Raw genomic sequence first — 17,566 nt, forward strand, 5'->3', positions numbered from 1 at the left:
AACCTTATAAATGAATTCACTATAGGGAGTGATTATTTAGACTTATTTATACTCAAAGACATTAATTTTCGTAATAATTTGTATGTCTTTTCCTAATAAGCAAAGGACATAAAGTTACGATTATTAGTGTCCTTTGCTATAAAACTGATTTAAATTTTAAGAGAAGAAGTCAAAAGATGACCATGGCATCACAACGAAACTGGACTATTTTTTTTTGTAGCGTCTTTTTTGTCCTTGGATTTTCTCTGATATTTTCACTTCTTGGGGCATTGTTACAAAGTGTTCTCGTAAGCTTTGCTTATGAAACACAGCAATGGCTCGGTCGCATTGGCGGCATTATTATCATACTCTTTGGCATCTCCTTATTGGGGCTCATCAGCATTCCTTTCCTCAATACTGAGCACAAATTGTTAGTCAAAAAAAGATTTCAGTCTGCCTATCTTACCTCTTTTCTGTTTGGGGCTGCATTTGCCATTGGATGGACTCCGTGTGTAGGCTCTGTGCTCGGAGCTGTACTTACTTTAGCTATAACACAGCCTACTGGAGCATTCTTTCTGCTTCTCGCCTATTCCCTCGGCTTGGGCTTGCCATTCTTACTCCTTGGACTTTTTACCAATAAAGCACAATCCCTTTTACAAACAGTTAATCCTTGGCTGAAATACCTCCAGATCTTTTTTGGGATTATCCTCATTGGCGTAGGTATTCTTGTGTTTACGAATCAATTGGGCAAGTTAGCCAACTTTGCGCTTGCATCAGACGTTCTCTTAAGGCTTGAATCCTCGACACTAAGCCTCGACTCAGGAGCATCAGTAACCTTGGGTATTGCCTTTTTCGCTGGTCTTGTTTCCTTCCTCAGCCCTTGTGTACTTCCCATCCTTCCAGGATTTTTGTCATACCTTGCTTCAATTGCCGTAAAAAAAGAATAGATTTTTGAAAAAATAACAATGCAAAAAAAAACAATTTTGTTGGGCATAGTCGTTCTATCCATCATCGCTATCATTTACGCTATTGAACATCAAAGAGCAAGCACCCTAACAACCGAGGAGGGAAGCATAGAACTCGTTGATAAAGGAGAACAACGAATTGTAAAAAATCCTACTGAACTCAACAGCACCATAGAATCTCTTGAAGATGAGAATGAAAGAGCAAAGAGAATTGTAGAAAAAGAGAAACAATATCAACGTGCACCAGAATTAGTAGGGATACAAGGGTATCTTAACACTGAGGATGGGCTAAAGATTTCAGATTTAGATAATAAAGTAGTGCTTGTTGATTTTTGGACCTACACCTGTATCAATTGTATCAGAACCTTACCACATCTCAATGCGTGGAATCAAAAGTATGGTGATAAAGGTCTGGTCATCATCGGTGTCCATACACCTGAATTTGCCTTTGAAAAAGAATATGAAAATGTAAGGATAGCTGTTGAAAAATACGGCATTAAATACCCTGTTGTGCTTGATAATGATTATAAAACATGGCGTGCATATCAAAATAGATATTGGCCACACAAGTATCTTATTGATGTTGATGGTTTTATCAGGTATGATCATATCGGTGAAGGCTCATACGATGAAACTGAAGAGAAGATCCGAGAACTTTTAACAGAAACCGGTGTTTCGCTTGATGAAAGTACCAACGTTCAAGATCTAACACCTCAAAAAAGAGGTACTCCAGAACTCTATACGGGCTATGACTTTGCTATCCCCCGTGGACAGAATATAGGAAACGATGAGGGACTACAGCGTAACCAAATGATCAATTACACCTTTCCATCAACCACGAGAAAAAATACCATTTACCTTAGTGGTCTGTGGAAGAGCAACCCAGAAAACCTTGAAAGTAGCGAAAAGAATGGTTCATTACTTTTAGACTACGAAGCGAGCTCGGTAAATTTTGTTGCAATGCCTTTAGAAAATGGAAATCCAGTAAGAGTTTTTGTCAGTTTTGATAATCATCCATTGCCAAAAACAATGGCTGGTGAAGACGTCCAGTTCACCAATGACACCGATGCTGCATTTATTCTCGTCAGTGAGCCAAGACTATACAATGTTATCAAGAGTAATGAGTGGGACATGCATCTGCTCATCTTAACAGCAGAACAAGAAGGATTTGTTCTCAGTGCCTTTACATTTGGATAATGGTACAAGAACCTTAATCATGTAACCATGGTACAAGTAACACAAGCTATCCAATGGATTTCCGTTCTTGGTTTCCTGCTATCAGCGTATGCGCTTTGGGTTGAGTATCATGCTCGAAAAAAATGGTCAAAAAAGCCATACAAAGCATTGTGTGATCTTGCTGAGCAAATATCTTGTACCAAAGCATTTCAAAGTCCGTATGGACGGATTTTTGGCATATCTAATGGGGTTTACGGGCTTATGGTATACAGTCTTATATTATTTCTTACGTGGAGTTATCCCCTGTTGATTGTTCCAGTGAGCTTGATTACTGTAGTTGTTTCAATATATCTCGGTTTTATTTCCTTTTTTAGGATCAAGAATTTCTGTCTAGTGTGTATGCTTATCTATGGCATTAATGTTGCTCTCTTAATTTTAAGCGTTTCCCTCTTGTAATGATTCATAAGATTTATAAAACAACAACCTTGTGTTAGACCTATGATTGCAGTTATCGGAGCCGGTCCTGCGGGGTGCCATTATGCCAGCAAGGTTGATGCTGATGTGACTATTTTTGAAGAGCATAAACGTGTTGGATATCCGGTTGCGTGTACGGGTATTGTGACGAATTCTATCTATCGAAATGTTTCTTTACCAAAAGATCTTGAAGTAAGTCGAATCCATACTTTCAGATTAGTGTCTCCTAATGGCAAATCTGTTGATATTCATCTTGACAAAGAAAACATCGTGATGGACCGTGCTAAATTTGATCAGTGGCTTATGGAAAAAGCACTTGACAATGGTGCAAAACTTTTAACAGGACATAAATTCCTAGGCTATAAAGATGGTTACAAAAAAGATGGTAAAACCGTCATCAAAACGTCTCAAGGAAATTTTACAACTGAAATGGTTGTTGGTGCAGATGGCCCAAAAAGTACGGTAGCGAAAACAGCAGGGCTTTATGGAAAGCGTCAGTTTCTCTCGGGACTACAAGCAAGAGCACGTTACCATGGAGAAATGGGCGTTACCGAAGTTCATCTGGGAAAAGGAGAATTTGCCTGGGTTGTTCCTGAAGACGAACATGTTGCACGAGTTGGTGTGATCGGAACAAAGGTAGCAGGCGCGTATAAAACGCTTCTCAAAGGCTGTAAAATTCTTGAAGATCAGAGTGGCATTGTTCCCCTTTACAACCCAAAACAGCGTTTACGAAAGAAGAATGTTTTCCTCATTGGAGATGCAGCTACCCAGGTGAAGGCAACAACCTATGGTGGGATTATCTATGGTCTGGTTGCAGGCTCGTATCTTGCAGAAAATCCAGAAACGTATGAGAAACGATTTAATGAAAAATTAGGGAAGGATCTCTGGATCAGTTTAAAAATGAGGCAAGCCATGAACACTATGACAACCAAACAGTGCGATGAGTTGGTTCGTATCTTTAACAATGAAAGTACCAAAGCAATTATTGAAAAACATGATCGTGATTTCCCTAGTAAGTTTATTCTTCAGCTTCTTATGAAAGAGACAAAATTATGGAAACTGGGCTTCCAGATATTAGGAAAAAGTCTGCTCACTCGAAAAAGTCTAGCGCCGCGATAACGTGAGTAGGACGTGTTAGTTATTTATTCCTTCTCTTTTGTTGGATCAACAACTCTACCTAAGAATAATATATTTCCTGTTTCTTTTTCCTGAATTATAAAGATAAATGGATGATCTGCTCTAAACATTGGAATTCTTGGTCCTACTGAGTCAATTCCAACAACAACTGCTGTTGCAGCAGCCGCCTCAGTTCCTTCTTCATTAACTTCTACAAATGCTTGGTGGATTACATTTTGGATAAGAAGACTCTTTGTGCCATCCATTCAACAAAAGAAGGAAAAAAATAGTCCGTTTGTCAAAAAAAGGCTTTTTGTAAAAAAGAACGAGAAAAAGTAAATTATTTAAAGGAAGTGACTCTCCTCTTGTCAATGCTCATTTGGAGAGATATCGGCTTTAAGAAGCACGAAACTTGGCGTGACCGTGAAAGAGTTAGTGGTCTTGCGTATGGTTATGCCGAGAGAATTGGTCAATTGCCTAACCCAGGAGATTCTTATGACGCTCCATCCATAGCTTCTTCTATCCTTAGGGCGTATGAGCAATTCCTTGAAGAGACGAAAACTGTTTTGAGATGGGATGATGTTCCTAAAGACAAGCAACGATTCGACCATGAACAACTCATACGTGCAATGTTCGTCGGATATAAAGGCCACTTTGATTCTTCACCTGAAGAAATTGAACAAGAACTAGAGAGATTTTCTGGAACCACATTAGACAAAGATAAAGGGTTGTCATGGTATCATTCAATGGAAGGTGTTGTTGCTTTTTGTGAAGGTGTTCGTTTTACTCGAGAAGAAGCAGTCGTATTTCTCAACACGTTATTAGGGAAGAAAGCTCTTTATGACCCGCTCTATGTACACGAAGCATTAAACCATCCAGAACGATTTAGATTTGGCGAACAATCCAGAAACCCTGAAGAACTAGCTCGAGCAATTGCTGGAAATTATGAACGGTCATTTTCTTATGAGAGAAATGATTCTGGGAGAAATGAAGTGCTAAGGATTAATGATGAACGAACTCTCGCAGAAGAATTTTTTGCGCGAAGAGAAAAAGAAGGAGCATTTCCAGGCAAATTTGTGGTTCATAGTATCGATAGTCAGGCATCTGCAAAAGCCTGGAGAACCTATGAACAATTTGCCACAATAACCGCAGCAAAATTAGGATCTATCGCCACCTATGGTCTTGTTCCCGGAGGAGTTGTCAGTGGTATTAATCCAGCAGAGCTTTATGGCACGCTTGATCGTGCTGATTTAATGATCATGAACTGGTATCCGCGATTTCAAGGAGGTGTAGTCATTCCCGTAGAGCTATTTGCTCAAAATGGTTTTGGTTGTGAATTTACTAACAGCATGTCGGTAATGATTGATGGAGAGAAGGGGACGGGAACAGATGTTATAGCAAGACCAAATGAAGAAGGAATTTTACCTTATTTATCCCCCTCTGCATTCGTTGCTGTGATTCCACGAGAGCTTCAATCAACAACCATAGATGAGATAGCCCGTTTACATGGCCTGTTGCAAAGGTCTTCCCATGAAATACCAAAAACACTTGAACAGTGCATTGGCTATGATCCTAGCCTCTGGAAGAACTTTCATTATTTCAACGAATGGCTGCAAACAACTCCTCAGGGAAATGCTCTCCTTGAAGCAAGAATTGGTCGTCCAGTTTCTGGTTTAAAAAGTACTGAGAAAATTAAAGCAAATATTAGAGATGGAAGATACTTTCAGAATTCATAGAGCCTGTCCATGCCGTTTCTGCTCAACAATCATTATAACCATTTGACCATGTACGGGCCTTCTCGTTCATAACCCAATTTACGATAATATTCGCGAACACCTATACCGCTAATGACAACCATTTTTTTCTTTCCCTGTATTTTTGCAATATCTTCAGCTTTTGCCATAAGCTGTTTTCCAATACCTTTATGCTGTACCTTTGCTGTTTCTCGCGTTCCTATTGCTACGGCACTTCCATAGACATGGAGTTCTCGAATAAGCCCGCTCTGTAACGTAATAGCAGAATGTAAAGATCGTGGAGGCAAGCGTAATCGAACAAACCCCAATAAGCTATCCTCTGCTTCTATACTGATAAAAAATTCCTTACCTTTACTTGCGTTATATTCCCGTATAATCAGTTGGGGAGTTGCGTTGATAGCAAGAGTTCTTGCTTCTCGGCAACGGATACATCGGCATCGTATACCTTGTTGCTTGGCTAATTGATCAACATACTGTCGAAGGTTAGTTTTATCAACACCTGCCTCAGTAACATAGGTTGGAATATCACGCTGAACACGCATAATACGACAATATTCAGGGACGAATTGTTTTGCCTCAACAATCAGCTCTGCTGCCTCAGGAGTCGTTAATGGTTGGAATATTCCTGTTTTGTAGTCTCGTTCAAGTGCTGTCCCTGGCATAACTAAACAAGGGTAGATTTTAAGCATGTCTGGCTGATATGCCTCATCGGTAAAAAGGGTCTTTAAACTGACAAGATCCTCTTCTTTGCTCAAGCGTTTTCCCTCTTTCCCCGGTAAACCAGGCATCATATGAAAATTTAATTTGAATCCTAAATCACGGAGATCTGCAATACTCTTTTTTGTATCTGCAAGGGTATGACCACGGTTAACTTTTTTGAGAACTTCATCATAAATCGTTTGTACACCCAGTTCAATTCGGGTTGCGCCAAGATCAAGAAGTTTTATGCCCTGTGCAGCAAAAGCCCAGTCTGGTTTAGTCTCTATGGTTAGTCCGATGCATCGAATAAAAGAATTTTCGTTTATTGTTTGCTCTTCTTCCAATGTTTTTTTTTCTTTATCTTTAATGGCCAGAATCTTCTCGGTAATTCTTTGTTCACGGTACTGATCATGCTTATCATTGTGAGAGGCAGGCAGCTCAAAGAAGGCTTTGAATGCAGACAAATTGAGGACTCCATTTTCATAAAATAACTGGGAAAAATCATTATAGGCTTTAAAAGAATAATAAACATAGTCTTGCTGATAGGCTAAGGGGAAGGCAGTGAAGGTACCCCCCATGATAATCTGATCTACTTTATCTGGATTTTGGCCAAGAAGAATGTACTGCTCAAGGCGATTAAAAACAATACGATAGGCATCATACTCATTTCTTCTTCCTCGCATAGTGCTCGGCTCTCTTCCGGTGTAACTTTTAGGAGTATCACCAAAAAAACTGTTTAACCCTCCAGGACAAAACGTACAACTCCCATGGGGACAGTTAAATGGCTTGGTCATGGTAGCTACAACAGCAACACCAGAGCCAGTACGGGTAGGTTTTGTCTGAACATACGGCCGAATAAGAACACCATCAGCATCAGAAGCATGGAGATAAACTTCAATGGTCGTTGGAATTCGTCGCATGCTGTGTTTTCGGCAGAGGAGTAACTTTTTGGCTTCAAGCTCCCCTCTTGTTGGTTGAGCTACCTTAATCCATGCAATAAGCTCATCAAAAAAAGCATTCATGTAATGAGCTTGAGATGGAGCTCTTTCACCAGTTTACAGGCATTGCAAATCTCTCTAGCACAAGCATCACCACATTCCTGACAATAAGAAAATGGTTTTTCATGCTGATAGGTTGTTTTCAAAAGTGGAAGGACCTCTAAAAAAGAATTGACAATACTATGCTTAACCCCGGGAACTTGAGCCTCAAGCTCATTGAGTTTATCCCGAATAGAAGCACGGAAAGAAAGATGGATATTTGGACATTCGCTGAATTCAATTTGGAATCCTTTCAAGTAGCAAAATAATTTCGTCTCTCGTTCAGATACAAAATATAACGGCTTCACACGTTGCACAAATTTATTGTTCGTTGTTAATCCAGTTACCGGGCCTAATGCAGCATTATGACGCATATTTCCCAATAAAGTGTTCATCAGAAAAGATTGTGACTCGTCATCAAGATTGTGCCCTGTTGCTATCTTTGTTGCGCCTAATTCACGCGCTGCACGATTGAGTAATGTTCGTCTGAAAATACCGCACACGGTGCATGGTTTTTTTCCATTCTCTGTATAGGCACGTTCCTGGAATTCGTCCAAACGAGAACCAAAAGCCTCTTGAAACGAAGCGATATGGAGGGGAATATCATACTGGGTACAAAACTGTTTGAGATCTTGTAATGTCCGCTCACGATAATCATGAATACCTTCATCAATGGCAAGTGCGAAATAATGTAGTGGATGATCTTTTGCATATTGCCGAATGAGATAGAGTAATGCAAGTGAGTCTTTTCCACCAGAGGTTGCCACACAAACCTTATCTCCTTTCGTGAATAATTGATATCGTTTTATTGTTCTGAATACCTTTGTCTTAACATAATCAAAAAAATGAGTTTTACAGAGCAGATGGTGATTTTCCCTATAGACTGCATTCCTTGGACATTTTGTGCATTGCATACGTCACCTTATCCGCCGGAGATTACCGACAGGAGCTTAACGTCATCAGTTTCAGCAAGTTTTTCTTCAGGAAAAGCGATTTCGCCGTTACGAACAATCAAGACGGTCGTTGGAACAATACTTAATTGTGCAAGAAGTTCAAAGCCAGTGCATGCCTTGGTAATTTCAATCTCCTGGTTATCTTTCTCAATCAAAACTTTCATTGACTCCTCCGAGACTAATTCCCGTGAAATCATTCATATAATGGAGGAAAAAACATATTAAAAACTATTGTCCTCTATTATATCTTTCAAGGAAGAGAAGAGAATGAATGAGGATTATAAAAATGTTGCGTAAGCAGATAGATTTAAATAATTTAACGTAATTATGTTTTTTTACATAAGCATTTATTCGGAACCGGTCGAATAATTAACGAATGTATATCAGGAGGACATATAAGATGGTAAGCGTAACCTTATCTCTCCCACAGGATGTCAAAGAAAAAATGAAACAATTTCCAGAAATGAATTGGTCTGGCTTTATTCGAAAAACAATACTCGAAAAAGTCGAGCAACTTGAATGGAAAGAGAAAATGCTCAAACAGGTAAAAAAGGACCATGAAATAAGCGAATGGGCTATTGAGCTTGTTAAGCCAAACAGAAGAGAACGGTTAAAGGAACTCCAAAAGAAAGGATGGCTATGATGTTATTCGTCATTGATTCAAATGTTATCTTTACCTATTTTTGGAAAACTTCTGTCCTTCAGCGGGTTATTCAAGAGAATAACGTAAGACTCGTATCACCAGTGTTTGGCTTTGTTGAATTACAAAAATATGAAGACCAACTGCAAAAAAAAGTACAGGTAAGTAATCCTGAATTTCAAAAGATGAAACAGGAACTCACCGCAAAAGTGAATTTTGTTCCTTTGAAATGGTACGCCTCAGCCTTACCTGCTATCGCAAAAATCGCTCAAGAACTTCCGCTACAGGAGAGCACAGAATTAATGTATGATGTCGATTTTCTTGCATTGGCGTTAACATGTGGCTGTCCTCTGTGGTCTAACGATAAACTTCTCAAGAAACAACAAAAAGTACTTGTCTATACTACTGAGGAAATCCTTCTTCTTATCGACTAAAATTCCAATTGTCGTTCTGATAACGCTCCTGCACTAAGCGTTTGGCGTGCGTTAATTCGTCGACGCTTAATGTTCCCGGTGTATAAGATTTACCAGTCAAAAATCCCTCTCTGAGCGCATGATAGAGCTCTTCCTTGCTTATCTTTGGAGCAACATTACTAACAGAGGTAACTCGCTCCTGAACCGTTGCAATCATCTTATCACGAATCTTTTCATTGGGTACTTTTAAGAGTGAAAACATCTTCGCAACATCAACCGTATAGAGAATAGTCCCATGCTGCAGGACAACACCTCTTCTTCTGGTTTGTGCATTTCCGCTGATCTTTTTACCCTGAACAATAACATCATTAATCGGCTTAAATGCAGCCTCTAATCCAATGAGAGCAAGAGCGTCTACAATCCAACCACAGATAAGATGATAGGATTGGGTAATATCTTTGGGAAACAGCGCTTCTGGGGCAAGAATACTGTAGGTCAACTCTCCGTCATAGTCATGGTAAACAGCTCCTCCACCAGTAATCCTTCGCACGCAGTGAACTCCGGCAGCCTTACATTTCGAAATGTCGACTTCCTCCTGCATGCCCTGAAAACAACCGATAGAGACAGCACTTGGCTTCCATTGATAGATTCTTAGTGTGGGAGGTGATTTGCCATCGGCGATCGCAGTAAGGATTGCCTCATCTATAGCCATATTCAGTGCAGCAGTTTGCGTGCTTAAGGGGATAAATCGCCAGTGCATGATCCTGCCTCCAGTATCGCCTGCGTTATTGATTCAACCGTCATTCCGATCAGTTGGATTTTTTCTTGTCGAATAATTTCGTACAGATGATTTGTGATTTGCTCTTTTTTCAATGGGATTCCTTTCAGTGACTTTTCAATAATCAGAAGCTTTTCTTCTGGATAGAGGAAAAAATCACCGGTAATCTCGATGGCTTCAATGACCCCTGTATAAGAAAGTTTTACCTTTACCAATTTTCCGCCTGGATCTTTTACGGTTCCAAATCCGTTTTGCATTGTCATGAGAAACGAATGTTTATATATTCCTCTTATTTGATAAAGGTATGCTTGGTCTTTTTAAAATCATCGGTGCTTTGGGAATAGTGTTCATTACGCTGGGCATCCTTACCAAACAACGAAAGATGCAGGATCTGTACTACATCTTTGGTGGTGTTTGCCTTGAGGTTTACAGCTTGCTCATAGGAGATATCATTTTTATCATACTTCAGATCATATTTCTTTGCGCCGTCGTTTATGATATCATCAGGATCAAAAGAGCAGAAACAACCACGAGATAAGTCTATGGTTTGCTCTGCGCCCACATAAAATAAAAGTATTGGCGATAACTTTCGGCAACCGCAGTATTTTTGATGAAAAATGCCATAGGCGTATCTTCTGCTACACCAATCAAGGTCATATCTTTGTAGGTTGAAACCCATGAAGGAGTAACGATTCGTTGGGGCATAAATCGAATGTGTACTGGTCTGTATTTCCGTTTCAATTTCCCAAAGTGTTTGTTGTTTTCATTGAATAATAATCGTGCAGGAATTTTCATCTTGGATCTTCGTTCGTGGAAATCATTAAAAAATGCATCTAATTTTTTATGCAGTTCTCGTGAAGCGCCGACCATGAGATATTCCCCACCAGCTCCTGATTTCATAGCTTTGAAATAGTTCTCTTGTGCTGCCCTGATTCCCTTCCAACCCTCATACACAAAAGCCCCTTGCTCCAATGGCACCTTGCGTCGAATACTCATCAAATAACTCACTGCTGATTTCGCCACTATTTCTTTTTGTTGAAGGAAAGCAAAGAGCTGTTGTGGATCTTCAGCTTCAAAATGTTTTCTGTTTTTCTGCAGAGAATACTTAACCAGTCCTAATCGTATGAGTTTTTCAAGGGTGTCATAAACCATAACCCGGTAAAGTCCTGTCTTTTTAATAAGCGGACCCGTAGTAGAAGGGCCTAATCCCAAGAGGGCTATATAGATTTTTGCTTCATTTGCTGAAAGGCCTATTTCTTTCAAATCATCGACGATCATCCTGATAGTGAAGCGTACATGCTATATAAGTTTTTCTCTTTTGTTATAAATTTTTTTATAACTAAAGTATAAATAGTTCGCACGTATCTCTACAACAGTGATGACAATGGACCAAGACGTAGGAATAAAAGAAAGAGCCCGAGAACCAACAGAATATGCAGGCATGCACCGCTACCGATCACTTATCAAGCTTCTGGGTTCTAAGCATGATACTAGTACGGTTTTCGAAATCGCTTCTCATTATGATTATGAAGAAAAAAGAAGAAATAGAGTAACGCAATGGAACGAGCCAACATCGTATCGAAATGTGTTAGGAGCTTTACTTTCCTTTCTTCCACTTACTGAAGAACAGTATGCATCATTAACAGCAAGTGCACAGAGCTATCGAGCAGAGCGCCAAAACGAAACGGAAAAAGGGTATGAACAGAAGTTTGCAACTGAAAAGGGTGTTCGTAAATTGCTTGCCCGAGCAATATTGGAACAACGAGTTTTTGAGGGCATTGCTGTTGCTGAAATTGGGGGAACAGTTCTTGATCAGCTTCTCACCCCATTAGGAGCAACGGTTCATTACCAAGATGCTGATCTTGGTTGGTTTGATATGCCTAACGAAAAAAGATTAGTGACCTTAGCAAACTATCATCAAGTATTTCCACAACAGTACGATTTTACCGTTACCAACTGGGTTTTTGGTAGTGGTGCAGAACAGAGTGGTGTCAGTGATATACATGATGGTTTAGAAGGAGCAACCATGAAAGGAGTCTTTACTGAGATGTTTGCCCTTCTCTGGAATCTCACAAAGCCAGGAGGTTATAGTATTCATGCTGCGGTAGACACCGATCATATTTCGCCAACTGCATTAACACAAATGGGATTTGAGATCGTCTACGCAAGTTATAACGGAAATATAGCAGAACCGAGTTACTTTGAGAGAAGAGATACGGGTGAGATTGTTCGTGCATGTGATCTGAGACCACAAAAAGAGACAGAAGTTTGGGATATGCGAGAGGTACTCAGCAGTTATCGTACACTAAGAGATCTTCTTGGTAGTGTTTACAAAGACTTCGATTCATTTTGGGAGAAACATTATCCCAACTATGTTGATTTGCTCATCTTAAAAAAGCAGACAACCCCCACCTTTGAAACGAATTGGGGATACGTGTTTGGACAAGATCCAAAGACATGGGATAGAAAAGTGCTTCGATTTAATCAAGTGAACAGAAGGTACACCATAACTACAGTATCTCCACAGGAATGGATAGCAAGGTGGGAATCGCGAAGACCATGGAAAGGGGGAATGACGGGAGAAGCACGGGAAAGAGAGGAGTAAACATACGCTGCTTATCCGAGGAACATCCAATACGGCTCTTGCAATGATTTGATAAGGTCATTCATGAAGCGTGCTGCTTCTGCCCCATCAATTAAGCGGTGATCAAAGGTAAGAGAAAGGGGAAGACATTTTCGAATAACAATAGCACCATCGCTAACGACGGGCTTCTCTTCAAGTCTTCCTATCCAAAGCAGGGCTACTTCAGGATAGTTGAGAATAGGCGTTGCAAGTTTTCCACCAACAGAACCTCCATTACTAACAGTAAAGGTTCCACCCATCATATCAGCGGGATCAAGCTTTCTGTTCTGTGCCAAATCATGGAGTTTAGTTATCTCTTGGGCAAGTTCAAGGAGAGATTTGTTGTTTGCAATCTTAATAACAGGTACTACCAATCCATAGGGCGTATCGGTTGCAATACCTATGTTATAATATTTCTTCAAAATAATTTGCTGGGTAGCATCATCAATCTCGGCATTTAATGAAGGATGTTTCTGGAGTACTGCAATAACCGATTTCACGATAAAAGGAAGAAAGGTAAGATGGATCTGCTTATCTCCAAGTGTTGCATTCAAGGATTTTCTGATTTCCACTAATTGGGTAATGTCTGCCTCATCAAAGTGAGTTACCGAAGCTGTTTTTTGCTGTGATTCCATCATTCTCTGAGCAATGATCTTTCGAATGCCCTTCAGCGGCATGGTTTCAATATAGCCATACAGATCATACTCACGTTCTTTGATCGTTACTCCCTTCTTTTCAGACGCTGGTATTTTATCTTCTGTAGAATCTGCTGCTGAAACTCTCCTGTTTTCTCCTGCAGTAAGGTCCTCTTTTGTTACCTGACCATGCTTTCCTGTCGCCTTAACCTTGCTTACATCAATGCCTTTTTCTTTTGCTTCTTTTCGGACGCCAGGCATTGCCTTAACCATCGATGTTACACCAGATAAGTACTCCACGATTGCTTGTTTTGTTTTCATACCTCTGATTATGTCTGCTGCTTGTTTTTGATGCAGACTCTGTTCTATCCAATTCGCAAAATCATTCTTCTGTTCGTTCACATGATGGGCAAATGTTCCATCATCGATACGAGGTAAAATCCTTTTGAAATCCTCAAAAGTACGAATGATTTGACCATCCTTAAGGTAAAATGGCGCTGGTTGTGATGGTTCTTCATATTCAGGAAGCTGCCCAACAACAGCACCAGGATCTTTTCGTTCCTCTGACTCCGGTATTGCTGGACTTTGAAGAACTGGCTGAGAAATGGGTTGGGAAATAGTTTCTTGGTGCTCGGCAAACGTAACAAGAACATCGTTAACATGAATCGTGCTTCCTTCCTGTGCATGAAGTTTCATAACTCTTCCTTGACGAGGGCTGGGAAGCTCAACAACCGCTTTATCAGTCTCAACTTCAGCAAGTACCTGATCCTCTGTAACGAGATCTCCCTCTTTCACTTTCCAAGCAACCAGTTCTCCTTCGGTGATTCCCTCACCAACATCAGGGAATTTAAATTCAAATCCCATGGTATTTCGTTTATCTCTTTTGTTTATTTTTGTTTACTTTAGTGCGTCTTAAAAGTTCATAACCTTTTCTATGGCTTTTATGATTCTTTCTTCATCAGGTAAATAGGTAAGCTCATTACGGTATAAGGGCATGACAACATCAAACCCAGTAACGCGTTCAACAGGAGCTTCAAGTGAAAAAATTGCTTTTTCATTGATCTGGGCAATAATCTCTCCTGCAGGACCAAAGGACCGAGGTGCTTCATGCACAATAACACATCTTCCTGTTTTTTGTACTGATCGAATAATGGTCTCAGTATCAGGAGGAAAAATCGTGCGAAGGTCAATAAGCTCCACCTCATATTTGTTTCCCATTTTTTCAAGTGCTTTTTTGGTGATCCACAACATAGCACCCCAGGCAATAACGGTTAGGTCATTTCCTTGAGTAACCATCTGCGCTTGTCCTAGAGGGATCGTGTATGTTTCTACGGGAACATCTTCCTTAATAGCCCTGTACACTCGTGACGGCTCCATGAAAATAACGGGGTCTGGGTCTCTAATGGAGCTTAATAACAGACCTTTTGCTTGGTACGGTGTAGAAGGAATAACTACCTTTAATCCAGGAGTATGAGCATACAAGACTTCCATACTCTCTGAGTGATGCTCCAATGCACGAATGCCTCCAGAATACGGAGTTCGTACAACCAGAGGACAGGTAAATTTTCCTCGTGACCGGTTTCGTATGCGAGAGGCATGATTGATCAATTGGTTCATCCCGAGATATAAAAAACCCGAAAATTGTATCTCTGCGACGGGTTTAAATCCATAGATGGCAAGGCCAATCGAGGTTCCAATAATGCCTGCTTCTGCTAATGGTGTGTCAATAACACGGGCATCACCAAACTCTTTTTGTAAGCCATCAGTAACACGAAAGACCCCGCCATCAACGCCAACATCTTCTCCTAAAACTAAAACACTGGAGTCAGCTTTCATTTCCTGCTGTAGTGCCTGTCGAAGGGCTTCGACCATATTCAGAAGGGTCATTTTTTCTCAAAAGTTTCACGTTGTTCTTTCACGATTGGAGGGAGTGTTGCATACATAAACGAAAACATGTCTGCTGGTGTTGGTAAAGGTATTTTCTCAAATGCCTCAATCTCAGCAGCAATTTGTTGCTCGATGTCAAACTGTAGTTTGCGTTCCTGTTCATCATTCCACTTTTTCGTTGCTTGTAACCATTTCCGCAAACGTTCGATGGGGTCTTTTTTTTCCCAAATCTTTACTTCTTCAGGATTTCGATATTTCTTTGCATCATCCGATGTCGTATGATCCTGAAGCCGGTAGGTAAGGCATTCAATAAAGCTGGGACCTTTACCCATTCGTGCATTCTCTACTGCATCATGAACTGCAGTATAAACGGCAAAAACATCATTGCCATCAACACGTATACCATTAAAACCATAGGCAATAGCCTTCTGCGCTAGAGTTTGTGCTGCAGTTTGTTTACTCAGTGGTGTTGAAATAGCATACTGGTTATTCTGACAAATAAAAATGCAGGGAACTTGAAATCTGCCGGCAAAGTTCATTGCTTCATGAACTTCTCCCTCAGAGGTTGCACCATCGCCCAAAAAGGTTACAGCAACGGTTCTTTGCTGCTTCAGTTTCATTCCCCAGGCAATACCAACGGCATGTAATGGCTGGGACCCAACGGGAATAGAAACTGGTAAATCATGCTGTTCTCCTTCTACCATGCTTCCACGTTCATCTCCGGCAGAGTAAAGAAGGATATTCCGTAAAGGAAGGCCACGATAGATCGCTGCTGGATGTTCACGAAATGAAGGAATAACCCAATCATCTTTCGTCAAACAAGCCATCACTGGGATTTGAGATGCCTCTTGTCCTTTTGCTGAGGCAACCGTGCCTATACGACCCTGACGCTGCAAGGCAAGGAGTTTTGCATCAAAAACTCGTGCCAATACCATGGTCTTATAGATCCGCAAGATGAGTTCATCAGAGAGAGTAGGAACTAAGGTTGCATCTGCATTTCCCAGTTCATCCAAAATCTCGAGGAATTCAACTGCAAATTGCTGAAGGATTGTTCGCGGCATGTTCTTCTTCGTTGTTTGTTTTTTGGTTTTGCTGAGCGTGCTTCGGTGAAAAGTTTTGATGGTCGCTTTGAAGATAATATTTCGTGAAGAGTTCTCCTGCTTTATACGAGCTTCTAACCAATGGCCCTGCGGCAACAAAGGCAAAGCCCAAGGATTCACCAATTTCTCGATATCGATTAAATTGTTCAGGATGAACATACTCCACAACCGGAAGATGTTTTTTACTGGGTTGTAAATATTGACCTAAGGTAAGAATAGTAACACCATGACTTCTCAGATCTCTCATTGTGTGGACAACCTCCTCGGGCTGTTCACCCAAGCCCAACATGAGCGAAGACTTGGTGACAATGGATGGTTCTGTTTTTTTTACGTGCGCAAGAACGTGTAAGGATTGGATATAGGTCGCTCGGCCATCTCTCACCTTTCGTTGAAGCCGCTCGACAGTCTCAATGTTATGGCCGATAACATTAGGACGTGCATTGATAATCTGCTGTAAACAGGCTTCTGATCCACGAAAATCAGGAATAAGGACTTCAACAAGCATCTTTGGGTTCCATTGTTTAATAGCCTGAATACAGGCTGCAAAATGACTGCTCCCCTGATCCTCAAGGTCATCACGATCAACAGAAGTAATCACAACATAATCAAAAATGCGCATCTCTGCAAGGGCCTTAACCAACTGTTGAGGTTCTTGAGGATCTAAAGGATTTCCTGTTCTTGCAGTCTTGACCTGACAAAATCGACATCCTCTCGTACATGTATCACCCATCACCATAAACGTTACCGTGCCTGTGCTCCAACATTCTGCTAGATTTGGACAGTGTGCTTCTTGGCAGACTGTTGCAATCTTATATTTTTCCTGGATAGCTTTGATTTCAGGGTATCGGTGAGAAGGAGGCCTGATGTGCAACCAAGAAGGTTTCTGCAGAGATGATTCTCTGATCGTTACCAATGGTTGATACATATATGTTCACCCCCTTTTGCTTCATTGCGATAAGGACAGTTGTTGTTGAAAGTTAAAACAACAAAAAAACATTTTGACTATGAACTACACAGATTTTCCTGTAGCCCATTCTTTAAGCTTATCGTAATTCGTTGCTCCACAGATCCATGAGCCTGTTTCTTCATTAAAAAAGAATGGAATACCTCGACATTTTCCTGCTGCACGCTGTTTAAATTCAGCCTGGTTTTGCGCATTGTGCCATATCTCTTTCCGAATGACCGTTAGCTTTAACTCCTGCTCTAAGCGCTGAATCAGCGGTTCCATATGCTTACAGTGAACGCATTCGTCTCCGGTGTATTTTACCAGTGCCATGTCCTATCAAGTAAAGCCTAGAGAACTACCCTTTTTATACTTTGTGGATTTAAAGAGCATA

Annotated in this window: 21 protein-coding genes; 9 read left to right on the plus strand and 12 right to left on the minus strand. The window is 40.6% G+C overall.

The window, feature by feature from the left end:
- Positions 1-176: 176 nt before the first annotated feature.
- The 4 genes from HYW21_01945 to HYW21_01960 are packed head-to-tail and all read left to right on the plus strand — an operon-like array spanning position 177 to position 3,713.
- A complete protein-coding gene (locus HYW21_01945) occupies positions 177-926 on the plus strand; it encodes a cytochrome C biogenesis protein (GenBank protein ID MBI2548089.1) in 750 nt (249 codons plus the stop codon).
- Positions 927-944: 18 nt separating this feature from the next.
- On the plus strand, positions 945-2,141 hold the full coding sequence (locus HYW21_01950) for a thioredoxin family protein (GenBank protein ID MBI2548090.1): 1,197 nt from the start codon (positions 945-947) through the stop codon (positions 2,139-2,141).
- A 27-nt stretch (positions 2,142-2,168) separates the two neighbouring features.
- The gene (locus HYW21_01955; GenBank protein ID MBI2548091.1) at positions 2,169-2,576 is read left to right on the plus strand and encodes a vitamin K epoxide reductase family protein; all 408 of its coding nucleotides are present in this window, start codon (positions 2,169-2,171) and stop codon (positions 2,574-2,576) included.
- A gap of 42 nt (positions 2,577-2,618) precedes the next feature.
- On the plus strand, positions 2,619-3,713 hold the full coding sequence (locus HYW21_01960) for an NAD(P)/FAD-dependent oxidoreductase (GenBank protein ID MBI2548092.1): 1,095 nt from the start codon (positions 2,619-2,621) through the stop codon (positions 3,711-3,713).
- 23 nt (positions 3,714-3,736) lie between these two features.
- On the opposite strand, the gene HYW21_01965 is transcribed toward HYW21_01960, so the two are convergent.
- A complete protein-coding gene (locus tag HYW21_01965) occupies positions 3,737-3,976 on the minus strand; it encodes a hypothetical protein (GenBank protein MBI2548093.1) in 240 nt (79 codons plus the stop codon).
- A gap of 105 nt (positions 3,977-4,081) precedes the next feature.
- Between HYW21_01965 and HYW21_01970 the strand changes: the two genes are divergently transcribed.
- The gene (locus HYW21_01970; GenBank protein MBI2548094.1) at positions 4,082-5,446 is read left to right on the plus strand and encodes a hypothetical protein; all 1,365 of its coding nucleotides are present in this window, start codon (positions 4,082-4,084) and stop codon (positions 5,444-5,446) included.
- A gap of 32 nt (positions 5,447-5,478) precedes the next feature.
- On the opposite strand, the gene HYW21_01975 is transcribed toward HYW21_01970, so the two are convergent.
- Genes HYW21_01975 through HYW21_01985 form a run of 3 tightly spaced genes read right to left on the minus strand, consistent with a single transcriptional unit; the run spans position 5,479 to position 8,317 of the window.
- Positions 5,479-7,185 (minus strand): tRNA uridine(34) 5-carboxymethylaminomethyl modification radical SAM/GNAT enzyme Elp3, encoded by a 1,707-nt coding sequence (locus tag HYW21_01975; GenBank protein ID MBI2548095.1) that lies wholly within the window; start codon positions 7,183-7,185, stop codon positions 5,479-5,481.
- Positions 7,182-8,114: a TIGR00269 family protein gene (locus tag HYW21_01980; GenBank protein MBI2548096.1), complete on the minus strand. Its 933-nt coding sequence runs from the start codon at positions 8,112-8,114 to the stop codon at positions 7,182-7,184. Before HYW21_01980 ends, HYW21_01975 begins: the two co-directional genes overlap by 4 nt.
- An 8-nt stretch (positions 8,115-8,122) precedes the next feature.
- Entirely contained in the window at positions 8,123-8,317 is a 195-nt protein-coding gene (locus HYW21_01985) for a MoaD/ThiS family protein (protein MBI2548097.1), read from the minus strand.
- 236 nt (positions 8,318-8,553) lie between these two features.
- Here HYW21_01985 and HYW21_01990 point away from each other — a divergent pair, with 236 nt between their 5' ends.
- Both HYW21_01990 and HYW21_01995 read left to right on the plus strand, forming a co-directional pair.
- The gene (locus tag HYW21_01990; GenBank protein ID MBI2548098.1) at positions 8,554-8,796 is read left to right on the plus strand and encodes a hypothetical protein; all 243 of its coding nucleotides are present in this window, start codon (positions 8,554-8,556) and stop codon (positions 8,794-8,796) included.
- Positions 8,793-9,227, plus strand: a complete 435-nt coding sequence (locus HYW21_01995) for a hypothetical protein (protein MBI2548099.1) — start codon at positions 8,793-8,795, stop codon at positions 9,225-9,227. Before HYW21_01990 ends, HYW21_01995 begins: the two co-directional genes overlap by 4 nt.
- On the opposite strand, the gene HYW21_02000 is transcribed toward HYW21_01995, so the two are convergent.
- Together HYW21_02000 and HYW21_02005 are read right to left on the minus strand one after the other, a co-directional pair.
- Positions 9,217-9,966, minus strand: coding sequence for a lipoate--protein ligase family protein (locus HYW21_02000; protein MBI2548100.1), 750 nt, complete (start codon positions 9,964-9,966; stop codon positions 9,217-9,219). The two genes, HYW21_01995 and HYW21_02000, sit on opposite strands and share 11 nt — an antisense overlap.
- A complete protein-coding gene (locus HYW21_02005) occupies positions 9,942-10,247 on the minus strand; it encodes a hypothetical protein (GenBank protein MBI2548101.1) in 306 nt (101 codons plus the stop codon). The genes HYW21_02000 and HYW21_02005 overlap by 25 nt, the downstream gene beginning before the upstream one ends.
- 41 nt (positions 10,248-10,288) lie before the next feature.
- Here HYW21_02005 and HYW21_02010 point away from each other — a divergent pair, with 41 nt between their 5' ends.
- Entirely contained in the window at positions 10,289-10,522 is a 234-nt protein-coding gene (locus HYW21_02010) for a YgjV family protein (protein MBI2548102.1), read from the plus strand.
- 2 nt (positions 10,523-10,524) lie between these two features.
- Here the strand turns inward: HYW21_02010 and HYW21_02015 are convergent, their stop codons facing one another.
- Positions 10,525-11,262: a hypothetical protein gene (locus HYW21_02015; protein ID MBI2548103.1), complete on the minus strand. Its 738-nt coding sequence runs from the start codon at positions 11,260-11,262 to the stop codon at positions 10,525-10,527.
- A 100-nt stretch (positions 11,263-11,362) separates the two neighbouring features.
- Between HYW21_02015 and HYW21_02020 the strand changes: the two genes are divergently transcribed.
- Positions 11,363-12,589 (plus strand): hypothetical protein, encoded by a 1,227-nt coding sequence (locus HYW21_02020; GenBank protein MBI2548104.1) that lies wholly within the window; start codon positions 11,363-11,365, stop codon positions 12,587-12,589.
- Between the two features lie 11 nt (positions 12,590-12,600).
- Here the strand turns inward: HYW21_02020 and HYW21_02025 are convergent, their stop codons facing one another.
- The 5 genes from HYW21_02025 to HYW21_02045 form a co-directional block, all read right to left on the minus strand.
- Positions 12,601-14,106: a 2-oxo acid dehydrogenase subunit E2 gene (locus tag HYW21_02025; GenBank protein ID MBI2548105.1), complete on the minus strand. Its 1,506-nt coding sequence runs from the start codon at positions 14,104-14,106 to the stop codon at positions 12,601-12,603.
- Positions 14,107-14,154: 48 nt separating this feature from the next.
- Positions 14,155-15,129 carry an alpha-ketoacid dehydrogenase subunit beta gene (locus HYW21_02030; GenBank protein ID MBI2548106.1) on the minus strand — a complete coding sequence of 325 codons (975 nt, stop codon included), beginning with the start codon at positions 15,127-15,129 and terminating at the stop codon, positions 14,155-14,157.
- The gene (pdhA, locus tag HYW21_02035; GenBank protein ID MBI2548107.1) at positions 15,126-16,190 is read right to left on the minus strand and encodes a pyruvate dehydrogenase (acetyl-transferring) E1 component subunit alpha; all 1,065 of its coding nucleotides are present in this window, start codon (positions 16,188-16,190) and stop codon (positions 15,126-15,128) included. Before pdhA ends, HYW21_02030 begins: the two co-directional genes overlap by 4 nt.
- The gene (gene lipA / locus HYW21_02040; GenBank protein MBI2548108.1) at positions 16,156-17,154 is read right to left on the minus strand and encodes a lipoyl synthase; all 999 of its coding nucleotides are present in this window, start codon (positions 17,152-17,154) and stop codon (positions 16,156-16,158) included. Before lipA ends, pdhA begins: the two co-directional genes overlap by 35 nt.
- An 84-nt stretch (positions 17,155-17,238) precedes the next feature.
- On the minus strand, positions 17,239-17,505 hold the full coding sequence (locus HYW21_02045; GenBank protein MBI2548109.1) for a hypothetical protein: 267 nt from the start codon (positions 17,503-17,505) through the stop codon (positions 17,239-17,241).
- Positions 17,506-17,566: the final 61 nt, after the last annotated feature.

The sequence above is a fragment of the Candidatus Woesearchaeota archaeon genome (assembly GCA_016187565.1).
Classification (GTDB): Archaea; Nanobdellota; Nanobdellia; order Woesearchaeales; family JACPJR01; genus JACPJR01.